This window comes from Kutzneria kofuensis, assembly GCF_014203355.1.
In the GTDB taxonomy this organism is placed as follows: domain Bacteria; phylum Actinomycetota; class Actinomycetes; order Mycobacteriales; family Pseudonocardiaceae; genus Kutzneria; species Kutzneria kofuensis.
In genome coordinates, this window is sequence record NZ_JACHIR010000001.1 from 6,708,438 (window position 1) to 6,727,408 (window position 18,971).

17 protein-coding genes are annotated in these 18,971 nt (G+C 70.9%); 8 read left to right on the plus strand and 9 right to left on the minus strand.

The features are described 5' to 3' along the window. Nucleotides 1–4 precede the first annotated feature (4 nt). Complete coding sequence (locus tag BJ998_RS31105; RefSeq protein ID WP_246488694.1) at nt 5–1,690, minus strand: DUF8832 domain-containing protein; 1,686 nt, start codon at nt 1,688–1,690, stop codon at nt 5–7. Between the two features lie 132 nt (nt 1,691–1,822). Here BJ998_RS31105 and BJ998_RS31110 point away from each other — a divergent pair, with 132 nt between their 5' ends. The 4 genes from BJ998_RS31110 to BJ998_RS31125 all read left to right on the plus strand — a co-directional run bounded on the left by BJ998_RS31110 (nt 1,823) and on the right by BJ998_RS31125 (nt 5,358). Then, complete coding sequence (locus tag BJ998_RS31110; RefSeq protein WP_184866887.1) at nt 1,823–2,971, plus strand: sensor histidine kinase; 1,149 nt, start codon at nt 1,823–1,825, stop codon at nt 2,969–2,971. A 162-nt stretch (nt 2,972–3,133) separates the two neighbouring features. Next, entirely contained in the window at nt 3,134–3,790 is a 657-nt protein-coding gene (locus BJ998_RS31115; protein WP_184866888.1) for a response regulator, read from the plus strand. Between the two features lie 9 nt (nt 3,791–3,799). Further along, complete coding sequence (locus BJ998_RS31120; protein ID WP_184866889.1) at nt 3,800–4,369, plus strand: DUF6886 family protein; 570 nt, start codon at nt 3,800–3,802, stop codon at nt 4,367–4,369. Between the two features lie 68 nt (nt 4,370–4,437). Then, nucleotides 4,438–5,358, plus strand: a complete 921-nt coding sequence (locus BJ998_RS31125; RefSeq protein ID WP_184866890.1) for a GlxA family transcriptional regulator — start codon at nt 4,438–4,440, stop codon at nt 5,356–5,358. Between the two features lies 1 nt (nt 5,359). On the opposite strand, the gene BJ998_RS31130 is transcribed toward BJ998_RS31125, so the two are convergent. Further along, nucleotides 5,360–5,782, minus strand: a complete 423-nt coding sequence (locus BJ998_RS31130; RefSeq protein ID WP_184866891.1) for a Rossmann-fold NAD(P)-binding domain-containing protein — start codon at nt 5,780–5,782, stop codon at nt 5,360–5,362. A gap of 54 nt (nt 5,783–5,836) precedes the next feature. Here BJ998_RS31130 and BJ998_RS31135 point away from each other — a divergent pair, with 54 nt between their 5' ends. Next, nucleotides 5,837–6,313, plus strand: coding sequence for a winged helix-turn-helix transcriptional regulator (locus BJ998_RS31135; RefSeq protein ID WP_184866892.1), 477 nt, complete (start codon nt 5,837–5,839; stop codon nt 6,311–6,313). On the opposite strand, the gene BJ998_RS31140 is transcribed toward BJ998_RS31135, so the two are convergent. Then, nucleotides 6,296–6,991 (minus strand): VC0807 family protein, encoded by a 696-nt coding sequence (locus BJ998_RS31140; RefSeq protein WP_184866893.1) that lies wholly within the window; start codon nt 6,989–6,991, stop codon nt 6,296–6,298. The two genes, BJ998_RS31135 and BJ998_RS31140, sit on opposite strands and share 18 nt — an antisense overlap. A 193-nt stretch (nt 6,992–7,184) precedes the next feature. Between BJ998_RS31140 and BJ998_RS31145 the strand changes: the two genes are divergently transcribed. Continuing rightward, nucleotides 7,185–9,773: a right-handed parallel beta-helix repeat-containing protein gene (locus BJ998_RS31145; protein ID WP_184866894.1), complete on the plus strand. Its 2,589-nt coding sequence runs from the start codon at nt 7,185–7,187 to the stop codon at nt 9,771–9,773. A gap of 48 nt (nt 9,774–9,821) precedes the next feature. Here BJ998_RS31145 and BJ998_RS31150 read toward each other — a convergent pair whose 3' ends face one another. Together BJ998_RS31150 and BJ998_RS31155 are read right to left on the minus strand one after the other, a co-directional pair. After that, nucleotides 9,822–11,018 carry an SGNH/GDSL hydrolase family protein gene (locus tag BJ998_RS31150; protein WP_221338183.1) on the minus strand — a complete coding sequence of 399 codons (1,197 nt, stop codon included), beginning with the start codon at nt 11,016–11,018 and terminating at the stop codon, nt 9,822–9,824. Between the two features lie 234 nt (nt 11,019–11,252). Continuing rightward, complete coding sequence (locus BJ998_RS31155) at nt 11,253–12,506, minus strand: extracellular solute-binding protein (protein ID WP_184866896.1); 1,254 nt, start codon at nt 12,504–12,506, stop codon at nt 11,253–11,255. 214 nt (nt 12,507–12,720) lie between these two features. Here BJ998_RS31155 and BJ998_RS31160 point away from each other — a divergent pair, with 214 nt between their 5' ends. Next, nucleotides 12,721–14,250 carry a serine/threonine-protein kinase gene (locus BJ998_RS31160; RefSeq protein ID WP_184866897.1) on the plus strand — a complete coding sequence of 510 codons (1,530 nt, stop codon included), beginning with the start codon at nt 12,721–12,723 and terminating at the stop codon, nt 14,248–14,250. A gap of 16 nt (nt 14,251–14,266) precedes the next feature. On the opposite strand, the gene BJ998_RS31165 is transcribed toward BJ998_RS31160, so the two are convergent. Further along, complete coding sequence (locus tag BJ998_RS31165) at nt 14,267–14,755, minus strand: glutathione peroxidase (RefSeq protein ID WP_184866898.1); 489 nt, start codon at nt 14,753–14,755, stop codon at nt 14,267–14,269. 26 nt (nt 14,756–14,781) lie between these two features. On the opposite strand from BJ998_RS31165, the gene BJ998_RS31170 reads away from it, so the two are divergent. Beyond that, nucleotides 14,782–16,245: an amidase gene (locus BJ998_RS31170; protein ID WP_184866899.1), complete on the plus strand. Its 1,464-nt coding sequence runs from the start codon at nt 14,782–14,784 to the stop codon at nt 16,243–16,245. Between the two features lie 170 nt (nt 16,246–16,415). Here the strand turns inward: BJ998_RS31170 and BJ998_RS31175 are convergent, their stop codons facing one another. From BJ998_RS31175 to BJ998_RS31185, 3 genes are read right to left on the minus strand one after another with little or no spacing between them, the layout of a single operon-like run. Continuing rightward, nucleotides 16,416–17,066, minus strand: coding sequence for a DsbA family oxidoreductase (locus tag BJ998_RS31175; protein ID WP_184866900.1), 651 nt, complete (start codon nt 17,064–17,066; stop codon nt 16,416–16,418). Between the two features lie 26 nt (nt 17,067–17,092). Beyond that, nucleotides 17,093–17,698: a hypothetical protein gene (locus BJ998_RS31180; RefSeq protein WP_184866901.1), complete on the minus strand. Its 606-nt coding sequence runs from the start codon at nt 17,696–17,698 to the stop codon at nt 17,093–17,095. A gap of 18 nt (nt 17,699–17,716) precedes the next feature. Next, entirely contained in the window at nt 17,717–18,886 is a 1,170-nt protein-coding gene (locus BJ998_RS31185) for a serine/threonine-protein kinase (RefSeq protein ID WP_221338184.1), read from the minus strand. Between the last annotated feature and the right edge of the window lie 85 nt (nt 18,887–18,971).

Below are 18,971 nucleotides of genomic sequence, written 5' to 3' on the forward strand. Positions count from 1 at the left end.
CCCCTCATCCGGTCACCGTCACCGGCGACACGTGTTCGTCCACTCCGGACTGGTCCCGAACGGTGGTGATGATCTCCCACTGACCCGGCGTCATCAGCGGCAGCCCGGCCACCCGGTACTTGTCGACATCCGTTGCCACGGCGGGAACCTGGCCCGACGCGTAGCCGGTCGTCGGCATCACCGCCTGCACCGTGACCGTCGCCCCGGCCGACGGCGTGACGTCCAGCTCCACGGTCCCGGTGCCCGCCAGCCGAGCCTGCACGGAGTGCTTTCCTTGCTTGGCAACGGATGCCGGGCCGACATGGATCGTCAGCGGGATCGTCTCGACGCGGTAGTTCCGTTCCACCTGAATCCAGGCCTGATAGTCGCCGGGCAGCGGGAACGTGTACGTGAAGGCCACGTCCGGCCCGTACGCCGCAACGGTTTCGTCCGGCGCGCTGTCCCCGTTCACCGGCATCAGCCCGCCCATCGACCCGGCGGCCATCGCCATGCCGGTCATGTCGCCGCCCATCGAGTGCGCGTGCACCCACACGGGCGCGGCCTGCGCGCCACCCGGGCCGAGCGGCCCCACAGCGATCATGTGACCGAGCATTCCCAGCCAGGGCTGGAGATCCGCCGCATCGCCGACGTGCGCGTCGATCGTGCCCGGCTGCCCGGCGGTGAACTCCGGCACGGTCACGTGCACGTCGGTCGTAGCTTGCGGGGTGTCGGTCGACGGCCCGCTGGCGTCGATGCCGGTCGCGGACCGCACCAGCTGCACACCGCCGCCGATGCGCGCGAGCTCCGCCGACACGGCGTAGTGGCCGGCGACCGGAGCCGTCAGCGGGAACTGGAACACGCCCGGGGCCACGCGAATCGGGTGCAGGTGCCACAGCTGCCCGGACGGCCCGATGACGATCAGGTGCATCAGCGCGCTGTCGTGCACCATCAGGTCGTCCACCGGCCGACCGGTGGCGCCGTCGGTGAGAGTCAGGGTCACGGTCGACTTCCCTTGCGTGGCAAGCGAAGTCGGCGACAGCGACAGATTCGCCGGCTGCCGGGAGTAGTCACTGGTCAAGGGCTGGGCCAGCGCGTACGGGTCGGTGGTGTTCACGCCGTCGGCGTCCACCTGCGCGCCGGGCTGCGGCGGCAACGGCAGCGTCGTCGACAGCACCGCACCGGTGATCGCCACCGCGACGCCGGCGATCGCGCCGCCGACCGGGATCATCGCCCACCAGCCGCGGCGAGCCCGGGTGGCGACGACGATCGCCACCAGCAGGCAGCCGCCGGCCACGAGAAAGCCCAGGTAGACGGCCTTTTCCGGCGGGCTGACCGGCTGCTCGGACACCACGAACGGGATGCGGGCCACCCGCTGCCCGTCGTCGATCGCCAGCTCCCAGCGCCCGGCGGCGTCCACCTGCAGCTCGCCGCCGTAGGAACCGGGCCGGGCGCCGAGGGCGACGGCGGTCCCCTCGGACGTGCCCGGACCGGTGATCGACAGCCGCAGCGTTCCCGCCGGTGAACCGGCATGCGTGAGCAGGTCGACGTGCAGCGGGCCGGGCACGCCCGTGACCCGCCGCAGCGTGACGGTCAGCTCGCGGTCGCCGAGCGTCTGCGCGACGTGCACGTCGCCGCCCGCGGACGAGGTGTCCGCGTACGCCGGCGCGGCCAGCAGCAGTCCGAGCAGCAGGGCGAGAACGGTGGCTTTCATCGTGGGCAACGCTAGGGAGCGAAAGGCCCCACGGTAACCACGGTCGCGAGGGATCATTGTCCCCCGAGGGAGGGACTCGGCGTCAGGGGCGGGTGTCGCATGATCGGTGGCGGGCCGACCAGGGGAGGGACGATGCAGGTGACCGTGCGCGGCACGCTCGCGCGCCAGTCGCTGCTGGTCAGTGCGTTGTGCGTGGCCACGGACGTGAGCCTGGTGTTCTTCGCGGACTGTGTGCCCGGCAGCATCGAGCAGATCGTCACGCTGCTCGCGATCATCGCCGTCGACCTGTGGCTGGCCGGCCCGGCCCGGCTGTCCGGCTTCGTCGCCGTCGCGCACGGGCTGGTCAAGATCCTGGCCGTGCTGGCGATCGGGCCGTCCGCGGCCGGCAACACCGCCGGCCTGATGATCGCCGGCTACCGGGCGGGCGCCTGGCTGCGCGGCTGGCCGGCGTGGTTCACCATGGCCGCCACGACCACCTGTGTCGGGCTGGCCCGGGTGTTCGCCAACGGGTTCCACAACTGGGCGCTGATTCCGATCACCATGGCCGAGTTCGGGCTGCTGCCCTGGCTGGTCGGCCGCTACACCACCACCCGTCGCGCCTACCTGGCCGAGCTGGAGCAGCGGGCCGAGCAGGAACGCCGCGACGCGAAGGATGCCGTGGCCAAGGCGGTCGTGGAGGAACGCGCGGCCATCGCCCGCGACCTGCACGACGTCATCGCCCACCACGTCAGCGCGATCAACGTGCACGCCGGCGCGGCCCGGCTGATCATGGCCGGCGACCGGCAGGACGCCAAGCTCGGCGCGTCCGTGACGGCGGTGGAGAGCGCCGCCCGCTCGGCCATGGTCGAGCTCCGGCACCTGCTCGACCTGCTGCACGGCGACCGCGCCGCCAGCGCCCGCCAGCCCGGCCTGGACAACATCGACGAGTTGTTCGACGGCGTGCGGGCGGCCGGCCTGCAGGCCGAGCTCGTGGTCGCCGGCCACCCGCGTGACCTGCCGGAATCCCTGGACATCGCGCTCTACCGGATCGCTCAGGAGATGCTCACGAACGCACTGCGCCACGGCGACGGCACCGAGGTCGCCGTGCACCTCGACTACGGCGAGACCTCACTCGTGCTGTCCGCCAGCAACCCGATGCCGGCCAACGCCCGGCATTCCGACGGGCAGCAGCGGGGCCTGGCCGGCATCGCCAACCGGGTCACGCTGTTCAACGGCGTCGCCAGCAGCGGCCCCTCGGCCGACGGCCGGACGTGGCGCACCGCGGTGGTGTTCCCGCTGTGACCGAGCTTGCGAGGGAACCAATCGGCACTGCGACCGTGGTCGCGGACCTTCGTGCTCCGAGCGTTAGCGAGGAAGGTCCGTGACCGAGCTTGCGACGGAACCAATCAGCACTGCGATCGTGGTCGCGGACCTTCGTGCTCCGAGCGCTAGAGAGGAAGGTCCGTGACCCTGGACGTGCTGCTGGCCGACGACCACGCGATGTTCCGCTCCGGGATGCGCGCGATCCTCGACACCCAGGACGAGTTCCGGTGCGTGGCCGAGGTCGGCGACGGCAGCGCGGCCGTCGCCGAGACGCAGCGGCTGCGGCCGGACGTGGCCGTCCTCGACGTGCGGATGCCGAAGATGGACGGGCTCGCCGCGACGGAGGCGATCCTCGCCGCGCCGGGCAACCGCACCAAGGTCATCGTGCTCACCACGTACGACCACGACGAGTACGTGTACCGGGCCCTGCACGCCGGGGCCAGCGGTTTCCTGCTCAAAAGCCTGCCGCCGGAGGAGCTGATCACCGCCGTGCGGGTGGCCGCCCGCGGCGACGCGCTGATCGACCCGTCGGTCACGCAGCGGCTGATCACCCGGTTCGCCACGGCCGTCGCGCCGCCGGTTGAGCCGCGCGAGCTGGGCCAGCTGACGCCCCGTGAGCGGGAAGTGCTGCTGCTGGTCGCGGCGGCCGACAGCAACGCGGAGATCGCCGCCAAGCTGCACGTCGGCGAGGAGACCGTGAAGACGCACGTCTCGCGGATCCTGGCCAAGCTGGGGCTTCGGGACCGGGTGCACGCCGTCGTCTACGCACACCTGAATGGGCTTGTGCGGGGCGAATAGCCTGGGGAGATGCGACCTGAACCTGGGCAGGTTATGCACTTCTCCGAGGATCCGACCATCACCGTCTTCGAGCCGCACGTCGCCGTGACGGCCAAATACCGCGAGGCCTACGTCTGGGCCGTGGACTTCGAGCGGGCGCCCGACTACTGGTTCCCACGGCAGTGCCCGCGAGCGATGGCGTGGGCGCAGGAGTCCACAACGGAGGACGACCGCTCGCGCATCATCGGCGACGAGGACCGTGTGCACGCCGTCGAGTACGGCTGGCTGGAGGCGATGCGGACCGTCGAGCTGTACGCGTACCGGCTGCCGGCCGCCGACTTCGAGCCGTTCGGCGACTACTGCCACGTGTCGACCCGCACCGTCCGCCCGCTCGGCCCGGCCGAGCGCGTCGGCGACCTGTTCGCGCTGCACGCGGCGGCCGACATCCAGCTCCGGGTGCTGCCGAACCTGTGGCCGTTCTGGGAGCGGGTGACCGCCAGCTCGCTCGGCTTCAGCGGCATCAGGCTGGCCAATGCCTGCCCGCGCGGGCAAGCAGACCCGGTTTTCCAGTCAGAAACCGGATGCATCCGGTCGACATGACGGCTCGGAATGAACACCATCGCTAGCATCGCCGGACAGCCCGGCCGTGTTAGTTGAGGAGGCGTCCGATGCGCCGCGTGGTGTTCCTGGTGCAGCCGCAGGTGTACCTGCTCGACCTCGCGGGACCGGCCGAGGTGTTCCACACCGCGCGCGACTACGGCCTGCCCTACGAACTGTCCTATGTGGCCGACGAGCCCGAGATCGTCACCGCCGAGCTGCTGCCCGTGCGGACCTCGACGACGTGGCCCACGTTGTCCCCCAACGACATCGTCATCGTCCCGGGGCGACAGTGCGCCACTCTCGAGGACATCAGCCCCAGCGAACGCGCCCTGGCGATGCTGCGCTCGCACCACCGCCAGGGCGGCATGGTCGTCAGCGTCTGCGCCGCCACCGAGGCGCTCGGCCGGGCCGGGCTGCTCGACGGACGGCGCTGCGCGACCCACCACCAGCTCCAGGACGAGCTCGCCGCGCGGTACCCGGCGGCGGAGGTCGTGCGGGACGTCCTGTACACAGTGGACGGAAATCTGGCCACGTCCGCCGGGATCGCCAGCGGCATCGACCTGTGCCTGCACCTGATCGCCACCTGGCACGGTCCGACCATGGCCGGCCGGATCGCCCGGGCCCTGGTCGTCTACGCCCGCCGCAACGGCACCGACGAGCAGGTCAGCGCCCTGTTGCGGCACCGCAGCCACCTGTCCGACCTGGTCCACCGGCTGCAGGACGTGATCGACGAGCGGTACACGGAACCGCTGCGGCTGGCCGAGCTCAGCCGCAAGTTCGGCTGCAGCGAGCGCACCATCACCCGGCGGTTCCGCGACGCCACGGGCCTGACGCCGCTGCGCTACCAGCAGGCGTTGCGGCTGGAGCGGGCCGAGCACCTGATCGCCAGCGGGACCACGGTCGAGGGCGCGGCGCGGGCGGTCGGCTTCTCCGACTCCCGGACGCTGCGGGCCCTGCGCGCCGCGGCCAGGACCGCCGCCGGCGTCTGAGTCAGGAGGCCAGGGCGAGGCCGTTGAGCACCAGCTCCTCGCCCTGGACCGTGAAGGCGTCGTCGGAGGCCAGGAACAGCACCGCCTCGGCGACCTCATCCGGGGGCGTGGAGGCGTCGGCTGTCACGTAGTTGACCCGGAGCCAGCGCGGTTCGAGCAGACCGGTCGGCGGGTGGGCGGAAGCGCGGCCGTAGAGGATGACGGCGCCGTTGTCCCGGAGGTGGGGCAGCGCGGCGTGGACCGTGTGGGCGTGGGCCGGGGCGAAGACGATGTCGAGGCCGCCGAATCGGGCGGCGGCTTCGGCGAGGGCTGCCTCGATGTCGTCGGTGGTTTCCACGCGTGCGCCCGCGCGGCGCAGCACCGTGGCCACGGCGGCTGCGCTCCCGCTCTCCGCAACCAAGGCGGTCTTGCCGGCCAGCTTCATCGCTCCCGGTCCTCCATCTGAGTATCAGATCGGAACTCAGAGTACACTGGTCGGGTGGACGACAGCACCGGGTACAGCGCCGAGAACTGTTCGATCGCGCGCACGCTGCAGATCGTGGGCGAGCGGTGGTCGCTGCTGATCCTGCGCGAGGCGTTCTACGGCAACCGGCGGTTCGAGCAGTTCCAGCGGCGCATCGGCGTCGCCCGCAACCTGCTCGCCACCCGCCTGGCGACGCTGGTCGAGCACGGCATCCTCGACCGGCAGAGCTACCAGGAGCCCGGCCAGCGGTCCCGTCACGAGTACCGGCTCACCGCCAAGGGCAAGGAGCTGTACCCGATCCTGGTCGCCCTGCTCGACTGGGGCGACCGCCACGCCGCCGATCCCGAGGGCCCCGCCCTGCTGCTGCACCACCGCGACTGCGGCGCTCCCGTGCACGCCGAGCTCCGCTGCGACGCCGGGCACGGCCACCTCGTCCCTCGCGACGTCACCGCCACTCCCGGCCCCGGCGCCCGCCTACTGCCCTCGGCCTAGCAACGCCTCGATGATCTTTCGTGCCGGCTGGACCAGCACGGCGCCGGTTGCGATGAGCACGCCGATCGCCACCAGGCTGATCACGTTCGACACGTCGATGGCGTGCGCGAGGTCGGTGGCGGAGTAGAGCACCCATGCCCGAATCAGGGCCGACGCCACCATGATCACGCCGTACGACGCGGTGATCAGCCGCTGCCAGAACCGGTAGCGCGGCACCTCCGCCCAGGCGTGGGCGAACGCCCGCTCGCGCTTCGGGTCGCCGAAGGTGGCCAGAGTGGCCGTCGCGGCGTGGCTGAACGGGACCCGGTGCAGCAGTGTGACCAGGCAGAACACCCCGCCGATGAGGAAGTACGCCGGCTCTCGCAGCGCGGCGACCAGCGGGCTCTGCGTCACCGCCGACAGCACGATCGTCACCGCCAGCTCGCACAGCACCAACAGCCCGATCATGTCGAGCCGTCCGCGGCGGACGGTGAACAGGACCGCCACGGCCCCGACTGCGATGGCCGGGGCGGTGAGCGCCCAGAACACGTCGATGCCGAACGCGCGCAGCAGGTAGTAGAGCCCGAACGACAGGGCGAGTTCCAGCAGCGTGGACAACAACCCGCTGCTGGCCCGCGGCTTCTGTGGGGTGTCTCCGGCCCGCGCGGCCGGTCCACCCTCCGCTCGCGGTTTCCGCATCCCCGCTCCTTGGTCTGTGCCGTACTAGTCCAGTACAGACTAGCAATCGGCGGTGGTGACCGTCTGCCGTCCGTGACGACGCGCGTGCACGGGGTCGCGGTCGCGAGGGCGGGCGTGTCCCGCTGAAAGTTGGCTCTCGCCGTGGAGGTATCGACTGTCTATATTCATCGGACGTCTGTCCGATGGAGGTCTGATGCGGTTCGCCATCGTTGTCGCCGCACACCTGGTAGCAGCCGCTACCGCCACGGGTGTGGCCGGTTATACCTCGGATGTTCTGCACGTTTCGCCCGATGGGCGGGGCAGCCTGTGCACCGCCCAGGCGCCCTGCGCTCTGACCACCGCACGGGACCGGGTCCGTCAGGAGCAAGGAGATGTCGTCGTCGAACTGAGCGGCGGCACCTACCGGCTCACCAGCGCCTTCACCTTGGGCCCGCAGGATTCTGGCCGACCCGGGCACAGCGTCGTCTACCGGGCGGCCGCCGGCCAGCACCCGGTGTTCAGCGGCGCGACCAGGGTCACCGGCTTCACCAAGGTCGACGCCGCGAAGAACATCTACCGCGCCAAGGTGCCCAAGGGCAGCGAGAGCCGGGACCTGTTCGTCGACGGCACGAGGGCGCAGCGGACCCGCAGCGCCGTCAACCCGCCGGGTTTCTCCACCACCGCAACGGGTTTCACCACTGCTGACGGCTCGTACGCCGACTGGACGAACCAGAGCCAGGTCGAGGTCGTCAACGACAACGCCTGGAAGCAGATGCGCTGCCCGTTGGCGTCGATCACCCGCAACGCGAGCGGCGGCTCCGACCTCATGGTCGACCCGGGCTGCTGGAACAACAACCACAGCAACGTCCCCAACCCCGGCTTCCCGTTCAACGGCGCCGGCCTGCCCACGCTGAACGGCATCAGCTGGATCGAGAACGCGTACCAGCTGCTCGGCACGCCCGGCCAGTTCTACCTCGACGGCGCCGCCGGCTACCTCTACTACGTGCCGCGCCCGGGCCAGAACCTGGCCAAGGCGGACGTCGAACTCCCGACCACGCAGGAGTTGGTGGACGTCAGCGGCACGCCCGGCCACCTCGCGCCGCTCAACGACAGCGACTGGCGGGCCACGTACACCGGCAGTTGGGGTTACCAGAACGGCCGGCCGCTGGGCGATCTCGGCGGCGACGTGCACTACACCAGCACCGACGGGGACTCCTTCAGCTACACCTTCACCGGCACCGGCATCCAGGTGCTGTCGGAGACCAACTCCGACGAGGGCACGATCGACGTCTACGTGGACGGCGCCAAGACGCAGACGGTCACCGCTGCCACGTCGGAACGCCTTGCCCAGCAGGCGATCGTGAGCGTCACCGGCCTGGCCAAGGGGCAGCACACGCTCAAGCTGGTCAAGACCGGCGGCCAGTACATGCTCGTCGACGGCGTCACGGTGATTCCCGACGTCGTGAATCCCGTGCACGACATCACCTTCTCCGGCATCACGTTCGCCTACACGACCTGGAACGCACCCACCGCCGAGGGGTACGTCGACAACCAGGCGGGCGTGCTGTGGGATCCGACCACGCGCTCGCCGATCCGCATTCCCGCCGCCGTGCAGGTGCACCGCGGGCAGCGGATCACCTTCTCCGACGACACGATCCGCAATCTGGGCACCAGCGGCATCGATCTCGCCGACCAGACCCAGGATTCCACGGTCTACCGTTCCACCGTCACGGACACGTCCGGCATCGGCGTCGCCGTGGGCGAGGTCGACGACTACTACCAGACCCAGACCGCGCTGATGACCAGCGGAAACACCGTCTCCGACAATACGATCCAGTTCGTCGGGCAGGAGTTCGCCGACGCCGTCGGCGTTCTTGTCGGGCACAGCCGCAACACCACCCTGTCGCACAACGACATCGGCTACACGCCGTACTCCGGCGTTTCCATCGGCTGGGGTTGGGGCTGGGCGTCGAGCTGCGATCTGCAGGCCAAGCAGGGCCTTCCGCAGCCGTGTGCGCATGGCAGCACCTACACCGGCGGCAATCACGTCGTCGGCAATCACGTGCACAGCGTGATGGGTGAGCTCAATGACGGCGGCCCCATCTACACGCTCGGCGGCCAGGCGTCGCAGTCCGAGTTCACCGGCAACGTGCTCGGCGAATGCATCAACGGCTGCAACGCCATTTACCACGACGAGGGAAGTTCCCTCTGGTACACCCACGACAACGTGGTGAAGTCGATCGGCGGCTCCCTGTGGCTGAATCTGTGGACGCCGACCATTCACGACGACACCATTCAGAACGACTTCACCGACACCGACCACTACAACAACAACGGCACCGACATCACGTTCCAGCCGTCCACCGTGGTGCCCGACGGCAACTGGCCGCCGGCGGCGCAGGCGATCATCGACGCCGCCGGCCCGGACACCCCCAAGCCCGCTCTGGTCGACGACGATGACCTGCGCATCGCCTACCACGGCAGCTGGTCGTCGAGCGGCTCGCGGAACTACGGCGATCTGGACAACGGCGTCCACTACAGCCAGCAGGACGGCGCGTCGGCGACGATCACCTTCCAGGGCACCGGGATCAGCTTCCTCACCGAGACCAACTCGGACGAGGGCAAGATCGGCGTGACGCTGGACGGCACGGCCGAGCCGGCGGTCGACGCCAACACGGCCCAGCGGGGCGCGCAGCAGAAGGTGTTCACGGTCAAGGGATTGCCGTCCGGCTCGCACACCCTGACGGTGAGCAAGATCGACGGAACCTATTTCCTGGTTGACGGATTCGAGTTGATCGGCTGAGGACCGGCCGCCGGGTCGCACGCGCGGCCCGGCGGCCTTCCTCTTTCCTCAGCGGATCAGGCTCAGGTCCACCGCGTTGGCCATGGCCTGCATGCCGGTGGCGTTCGGGTGCAGGTGGTCGCCGGAGTCGTAGGCGGGATTCAGGCTGTGCGGGTTGGCCGGATCGGCCATGGCCCGGTCGAAGTCGACGACGCCGTCGAAGGCTCCGCCGGTCCGCACCCAGTCGTTGACGGCCTGGCGCATGGCCTCGCGGTCGGTCGGCTCGTTGTCGGGCATGATCGTGCCGCCGATGATCCGCACGCCCGCCCGGTGCGCTTGGGCGATGAGCTGCTGGTAACCGCCGATCAGGTCCGCGGCGGTGAGCGGGCCGCCGGCGGTGTTCACGCCGGCGTGCAGGTCGTTGATGCCCTCCAACAGGATCACGGTCGAGACGCCGGCCTGGCCGAGGGCGTCGTGGCCGAAGCGCTTGAGGGCGCTGATGCCCTGCCAGATGTTCGGCACGTCGGTGAGCACGCGGTTGCCGCCGAGACCGGCGTCCACGACGCCCCGCGGCGTGCCGGCGGCGGCCAGGCGGCGGGCGAGGTCGTCGGGCCAGCGCTGGTAGGCGCCGGTGGGGGTGTTGTAGCCGTCGGTGATGGAGTCCCCGAACGCCACCACGGTACTGCGCGCGACCGACGGCACGAGGTCCACATCGGACAGATAGAACCAGGAAGTCCTTGCCGCGATGTAGTTCCCGTCGCCGTCGTCCCGGCTGTGGTCGCCGGGCAGGGACAGGAAGGTCGTGTCGAAGGCGTCCGAGTGCCAGGTGGCGGAGCTGGTCGCCTTCGGCAGGAACACGCTGACCAGCAGGTTCTGGCCGGCGCCGACGGACATCGGGATCGGGTCGCTGACCGCCTCCGCGCCGGCGGCGATGGTCAGCGTCCGCGACCGCGAGAAGGTGACGGTGTGGTGGCTGCCGGCCACCGCGGTCGCCACGCCGCTCTGCACGGCGACGTCGACGGCGCCGACCGCCAGCGGCGTGGTGCCGCGGAGGTTGGACAGGGTGATCCGGGGCGAGGTGCCGGCGATGCTGCTGTGCACCACCATCCGGATCGTCTGGTTGGCGAAGTTGGGGCCACCGATGGTCATGCTCGGGCCCCAGGTGGCCAGTCGGTGGGCGGCATCCGTGGCGGCGGAGGCCGGGGTCGCGCAGGTCGCCAGCGTCGCCGCGACCGCGATGGCCGCGAGCAGGGGTCTTCTCGTCACGGGCTGCTCCACTCGACACGTCCTTGTGCGGAGTGCAGACGATACCCGCAGACATCGGATCTCAGGAGGGTCTGAGCGGGAGAATCTGAGCCCAGAGCGCCTAGTCATCGGAGGACCCCGGCGAGTCACGCTCTCAGGCACCCCGAAATGTACGAACGGAGCAGAACTGAGCCCCGAGGCTCAGTTCTGCCCGAAACCGACATTCGGTGTGCCTGAGAGCGGGACTCGCGGGGGTCAGGCCGGGGTGTTCAGGAGCTGGGTGATCTTGGTGTCGGCGGCGGCGCTGGCCTCGGCGACCGTGGCCCGGCCGTTGTAGATGGACTGCAGCATGTCCTGGATCACGTTGGCGTTGTCCACGGCGGACCAGCGCGTGGACAACGGCGTGAACCAGCTCTTGCCGGCGGCGGTCAGCTCGACCGCCGTCACACCGCTGACAAAAGTGGACAGGCCGGTGCTGTTCGGCACCAGACCGCTCTGGCCGAGCAATCCCTCGTACTGGGTCCCGGTCAGCAGGCGGATCCACTCGGCGGCCAGATCGGCCTGCCGGCTGGCCTTGGGCACGACGAGATTGGAGCCGCCGAGGAACACCGGCATCGGCCCGTTCGCCCCCGGCATCGGGAACACGCCGAGCTGCTCGCCCAGGGTCGGGTACTTCTTGGCCACGGCGCTCGCCGTCACGCCCTGGTCGATGATCATCGCCGCCCGGCCGCTGCCGAGGGCGTCCACGTCGCTGGTCTCGTCCTTGTCCGCGGGCGCGCGAGAGACCTTCGCCACGAACTCGGCCCAGTTGCGCAACCCGGCCTGCGACTTCGGCGACGACAGGGTGCCGGCCCACTTCCCGTTCTGCTGCGTGGCGATGGTGCCGCCGGCGTCGAGCACGAAGGGCAGGGCGGCGTACTGATAGCGACCGGGGAAGTACAGCGCGGAGAAGTCCGTGGCCTTGTTGGCGGCCATCAGCTTCGCGGCGTCCGCCTCCAGCTGGGCCAGAGTGGTCGGCGGGTCGCCGAGCCCCGCCTGCTGCCACAGATCCTTGCGGTAGATGACGACGCGGTCCCCGCCGTAGTACGGGACGCCGTAGAGCCTGCCCTGGTAGCTGCCGGCATCCCGCAGACCGGTGAGCCACGTGTCGGAGTTCTCGAAGTCCTGCTTGGTCAGGTCGGTGAGCTTGCCGGTGCTGGCGTAGGCCAGCACGTCGCTGTTGCCCATCTCCATCACGTCCGGCGGCGTCGCGGCGGCCATGCCGGCCTGCCAGCGCGCGTCCCGCCCGGGCCACTCCAGCGTGGTCAGCTTCACTTGCACGTTCGGGTGCAGGGTGTGGAACTGCTGGTTCAGCTCGGAGATGACGTTGTCCGGCGCGCTCTCCTTCATCAGCCACACCGACAGCGTGGTACTCGGCCCCGGCTGCGCGTTCGGCGGCGCTGCTGCACATGCGGTGGTGAGCAGGGTCAGCGCCAGGGTGGTCAGGCCGAACGCGCGCACATGTCTCATATGATCATCCCCCCGCCGGGACCGCGGTTGCGTGACGACGACAGTGAAGACGGTTTCGCACCGTGTCAATGCCTCCATTCGCGCGGGGCTGGGTATTGTCTACGGCGTTCTGCCGTGGTGGCCCCAACCGCGTGGCGCGCGTGGCTGGTTACATGGGCGGCGGGCAGCAGTCGCGGCGCCGTGGAGCGCGCGAAACCGTGAACGAGGAGATGGCGTGACCGTCGATGGCCGGGTAGTCGCGGGCCGTTACCGCTTGGGCCGACGGATCGGCAGCGGCGCGATGGGCGTCGTGTGGCAGGCGCACGACGAACTTCTGTACCGCACCGTGGCGGTCAAGCAGCTGTTGCTGCAGCCGGGGCAGACCGAGGCGGACGCCGAGGAGGCACGCCGCCGCGCGATGCGTGAGGGCCGCATCGCCGCGCGACTTCAGCATCCCAACGCGGTCGCGGTGTTCGACGTCGTGGACGAGGGCGACGGCATGCCGTGGCTGGTGATGGAGTACGTGCCGTCCCGCAGCCTGTCCGCGGTGCTGGAGGAGCAGGGCACGCTGCCGCCGCAGGAGGCGGCCCGCATCGGCATGCACGTGGCCTCAGCGCTGGCCGCCGCGCACGCCGCCGGCATCGTGCACCGGGATGTCAAGCCCGGCAACGTGTTGCTCGGCGACGACGGCACCGTGAAGATCACCGACTTCGGCATCTCGCGGGCCCAGGGCGACTCGACGGTGACGGCCACCGGCATGCTCGCCGGCACGCCGGCGTATCTCGCGCCGGAGATCGCCAAGGGCCACGACCCGACCCCGTCCTCGGACGTTTTCTCCCTTGGCGCAACGCTTTACGCCGCGGTGGAGGGCGTTCCGCCGTTCGGTCTCAGCGACAACCCGTTGGCACTGCTGCACAAGGTGGCGTCCGGCCAGATCGAGCCGCCGCGCCAGGCGGGGCCGCTCACCCAGCCGCTGCTGTCGCTGCTGTCGTCGGAGCCGACCGAGCGCGTGACGATGGTGCGCTGCCGGGACGCGCTGGGTGCGGTGGCCGCGGGCCAGCCGGCGCCGCCGATGCCGATCCCGCAGCAGGCGCACATGCCGACCGTGGCGACCAACGCGCAGCGGCCGGCGCCGATGGCGACGCGGGTGGAACAGCGTCCGGTCGGCGGCCCGTCGCGGTCCACCTCGACCACGGCGCTGCCGCCCGTTCGGCCGAAGGGCCAGCAGCAGTCGGGCGGCATGAATCGCGGGGCCCTGATCGGCATCGTCGCGGCGGTTGTCGTCGCGGTGATCGTCGGCGTGATCGTGGTCAGCAACCAGATGACCGGCAACCGGCCGGACAACCAGGGCGGCGGCGGCAACGCGCAGGCCGGCGGCAGCACGTCGACCACGACGAACGCGCCCGCGGTGACGTCCATCTCGCGCCAGCCCGTCACGTCGTCGCCGGACGAGAGCGTGCAGCAGCAGACGATCACCGACTTCTACGCGCAGCTGCCCAACAACGCGCAGAACGCGGCCGCCGCCTACCTCAGCCCGGACTTCATCGGCGGCGCGGACTCGTTCGTCAGCCAGATGAGCGGGCTGAAGTCGGTGACGCTGGACAACATCCGGCCCGGCGACTTCTTCTTCCAGGCCGACGAGCACCTGGTGAGCAAGGACGGCACGAAGACCGTGCAGCCGGTCGGCATCGGGCTGAAGTGGGCCGGGAGCCAGCTCTACATCAACAAGGTGCAGAACCTGGGCGCGGCGAAGCCGGAGAGCTGATCCCGGCCCGGTCGCCTCAGGCCGGCAGCACGGATTCGACGGCCGCGACCAGCCCGGCGTCCTCGGGCTCGGTCCGCGGCCGGAACCGGCCGACCACCTTGCCGCCCGGCGCGACCAGGAACTTCTCGAAGTTCCACTGCACGTCGCCGGCGGCGCCCTCGGCGTCCGCGGTCTGGGTGAGCTCGGTGTAGAGCGGGTGCCGGTCCTCCCCGTTGACCTCGACCTTGGCCATCATCGGGAACGTCACGCCGTACGTGGTGGAGCAGAAGGTCTGGATCTCCTCGGCGCTGCCGGGCTCCTGGCCCATGAACTGGTTGCACGGGATGCCGACGACGCTGAAGCCGCGGTCGGCGTAGCGCTCGTGCAGCCGCTCCAGGCCGGCGTACTGCGGGGTCAGGCCGCAGCGGGACGCCACGTTCACCACGAGTAGCGCCTTGTCACCGAGCGCGCCCAGGGTGGTCGGCTCGCCGCCGAGTGTGGTCAGCTGAAGATCCAGGATGCTCATGGTTCGAGCCTAGACGGAGGCGTTGCGTGACCGAGTTGCACGAGCTGTCGGCGCTGGAGCAGGCCGCTGCGGTCCGGGCCCGCGAGGTGAGCCCCGTCGAGCTGGTCGACCACCACCTGGATCGGATCGAGCGGCTGGACAGCCTGCTGTTCGCCTTCGTGACGATGACCGCCGAGCAGGCCCGGGCGCAGGCCAAGGAGGCCGAGCAGGCAGTGCTCAGCACGCCTGACGAGCTGCCGCCGCTGCACGGCGTGCCGACGGCGATCAAGGATCTGACCATCACCCGGGACGCCCCGACGGCGTTCGGCTCCCGGGCCCTGCTGGGCTTCCAGTCGCCGGTGAACGCCCACGCCGTGACGGCGCTGCGGCGCGCCGGCCTGATCAGCCTGGGCAAGACCGCCACCCCGGAATTCGGGCTCACCGCCCACTCGGAGACGGACTTCGGCGTCGAGACGCGGACGCCGTGGAACGTCCGGTACTCGGCCGGCGGCTCCAGCGGCGGGGCGGGCGCGGCGGTCGCCGGCGGGTTCGTGCCGATCGCGCAGGGCAGCGACGGCGGCGGCTCGATCCGCATCCCCGCCAGCGTGTGCGGCCTGGTCGGGCTGAAGCCGTCCTGGGGGCGGGTCTCCGACGGGCCGACGCCGCCGGACGCGACGCGGCTGTCCGTGCGCGGCGTGCTGACCCGCACCGTGCGCGACTCCGCCGCCGGCCTGGACGCCCTCGTCGCGTACAAGCCGGGCAGCCTGGTGCCCATCGCCGGGCCGGACGGGTCGTTCCTGGCGCAGGCCGACCGGGAGCCGGGGCGGCTGCGGATCGGCCGGTTCACCGCCGCGCCGAGCGGGGTCGACGTGGATCCGGAGTGCGTGCGGGCCGTGGACGTGGCGACCGAGCTGCTGGTCGGCGCCGGGCATGTCGTCGAGGAGATCGAGCCGCCGGCCGGGCCCGCCCTCACGGACGCGTTCCTGAAGGTGTGGGCCCTGCTGGCGGCGGCCGCGCCCGTGCCGGCGGACAAGGAGCTCCTGCTGCGGCCCGTGACGCGGATGCTGCGCGAGCGGGGCGCCGGGATCGGCGGCGCGGAGGCGCTGGGCCTGCTGGCGGCGTTGCAGGGGGCGGCCCGGCCGATCATCGACCGGACGGCGGAGTACGACGTCGTCCTCTGTCCCACGCTCGCGATGCCGCCCCGGCCGGCCGGCTGGTTCACCGAGGCCGACGACCCGGTGGAGGAGTTCGAGCGGACCATGCGGTTCGTGGCGTTCACGCCGGTGCAGAACGTGACCGGCCAGCCGGCGGTGTCGCTGCCGGTGCACTGGACCGCCGACGGGCTGCCGGTGGGCGTCATGCTGGTCGGGCGGCCGGCCGACGAGGCGACGCTGATCTCGCTGAGCGCCCAGCTGGAGGCCGCCAGCGGCTGGGTGCACCAACGGCCGGAGCTGCCCCCCCGCGAGTCACGCTGTGGGGCACACCGAAATGTAAGAACCGAGCAGAACTGAGACTCGAGGCTCACTTCGGCCCGAAACCTACATTCGGTATGCCTGAGAGCGTGACTCGCGGGGGTGTTATCAGCGGGTTGTCACTGTGCGGGCGGCGGGGCGCCGGGGGTAGGGGCGGCCGGCGGGTGGGCGCTGGGGGTTGGGGCGGTTCGCGGAGCGCATCTCGGGACTCAACTTCGGGCGTATTCGGACGTGTCCCAGGCCTCGGTGAGGGCCTGGGTGAACAGCTCGGTCGGCTGCGCGCCGGACACCCCGTAGCGCATGTCGATCACGAAGAACGGGACGCCGTTGGCGCCGAGGCGGGCGGCGGCCCGAGCGTCCTCGTCGACCTCGGCGGCGTACCGGTCCGACTCCAGCACGGACCGCACCTCGTCGGCGTCCAGGCCGACCTCGACGGCCAGGGCGATCAGGGAGTCGTGGGAGAAGACGGAGAGCTTCTCGGTGAAGTGGGCCCGGAACAGGCGCTCCACCATGGCGTCCTGCCGCCCGTGCGAGCGGGCCAGGTGCACGACCCGGTGCGCGTCGGCGGTGTTGCCGATGTGCAGGCCGTCCATGTGGTACTCGAGGCCGTCGCCGGCGGCGGTCTGCTCCAGCCGGGCCTCCATCTGCGCGGCCTCGTCGACGCTCATGCCGTACTTGCGGGACAGCATCTCCACGGTCGGCTCGGTGTGGCCGGCGGGGTACGACGGGTCGAGCTGGAAGGAGTGGTGCACGACCTCGATCCGGTCGCGGTGCTCGAACGCGGCCAGGGCCCGCTCGAACCGCCGCTTGCCCACGTAGCACCACGGGCAGACGATGTCGGACCAGATGTCGACGCGCACCACAACTCCTCCACCTCGAAAGACCTCTAGGTAGAGCGACGCAATCCGAGCGCGTTTTGTTCCAGGGCGGCCAGCTCGCCGATCACCTTGCGCCGGCCTTTGCGCCAGTCGCCGGCGGGGTCGTCGCTGACCTGGGCCAGCGATCGCAGCGGCAGCCGGGTCAGGGCGCGCAGGGCCAGCAGGTCCTCGCCGCCGTCCAGCCGCCCGAGCCGCCGGACCGCCCCGGCGGAGCGCGCGTAGCGGATGCGCAGCGGCAGCCAGATGGCCAGCGCGACCAGCACCGGTCCGATCACGAGCGCGAACGGAACCCAGAACGCCAGGCTTTCGGCGGTGTCGATCTCTCCGTTGCCGGCGTTCACGAGCGTGGCGCCGGCGTTGGTGCCGGCGCCGAGCGCGTCGGCGAGCTGCCCGCCGACGAACGGCACCTTGCCGGCGCTGGCGGCCGCGTCGCGGAACGTGTCCCGCAGGCCGCTGCCGGCGTTGACGAGCCCGTCACCCGGCGCCCGTAATCGGCGGACGGTGTCGTGGACCTGGACCCCCAGCCAGATCCAGCCGCCGATCCACCCGAGCGCGACGACGTCGGCGAGCACCTGACGCAGGAACCGGCCCGGCCGGTCCGCGTACCACTTCACCTTTCCCTCCCGGCAACATCAACTTGTTGGCGACACGGAAGTCTGTTCCCTGGCCGTGGTGCTGGTGTTCTCGGGTGTGGTCGTCGGCTCGGTGGTGACCGCGGTGGTGGTGGTCGTCGTCGTTGGCGGCTCGGTCGTCGTCTCGGTTGTTGTCGTCGTCGACGTCGTGGTTTCAGGCGTCGACGACGTGGTGTTGCGGGCGGTCGACGTGGTGGTCGCCCGCACCGGCGCGATCTGCTCCGGCGCATGGTTCGTCGTCGTCATCGACGGGGGAGCGGCCGGGGTGTGCGAGTCGGCCGGTGGCGGGCCCGTGCGGAACAGGAACAGCATCACGCCGACGACCGCCGCCAACGCGAAAGCGCCGACGGCCATCGGGGCGCGTCGGCGGTGCTGCGGGGGACCGGGGTGCATCGGCACGGTCGTCTGCACGAGCGGGGAGCCGCTGAGGGCCGTGAAGATCTCGTCGGGGCCGGGTCGGCCGGCGGGATCCTTGTCGAGCAACCGGGTCAGCAGCGGGGTGAGCCAGCCGGCCCGGGTGGGCGCCGGCGGCGGATCCATCAGCACGGAGGTCATGGTGGCCAACGGATCGGTCCGGTCGAACGGCACGATTCCTTCTACAGCAGCGTAGATCGTCACGCCGAGGGACCAGAAGTCCGACTCGGGGCCGCATTCCAGCCCCTGCACCCGCTCCGGCGCCATGTAGGCGGGGGCGCCGACCAGCGTGCCGGCCGCGGTGAGCGTGCTGTCGCCCTCGGCGCTGGCGATGCCGAAGTCGGCCAGGTACGCGTGCCCGGCGGAGTCGAGCAGCACGTTGCCGGGCTTGACGTCCCGGTGCAGCACGCCGCTGTCGTGCGCCGCCCGCAGTGCGGCGAGGAGGTCCAGGCCGATTTCCGCGGCGCGGTCCGGCGACATCGGGCCGTCCTCGGCGATCACGTCGGCCAGCGTCCGCGAGTCCACGTGCTGCATGACGATCCACTGCCGGTCGTCGTGCTCGACGACGTCGTAGACGGTGACCACGTTCGGGTGCACGATCCGGGCGGCGGCGCGGGCCTCCCGCAGCACGCGTTCACCCTGTCCGGTGACTTCCTTGACGGCCACGTCCCGGCCCAGCAGCAGGTCCCTGGCCAGCCACACGGTGCCCATGCCGCCCGCGCCCAGCGTCCTGACCAGCACATATCTACCGGCCACTGGCGGCGGCGTCGAAGCTTCGCTAGGACTCACCCTGACCAGGTACCCGCGTTCACCGAGGGGCAATCGGGGTGTCATTGACTGC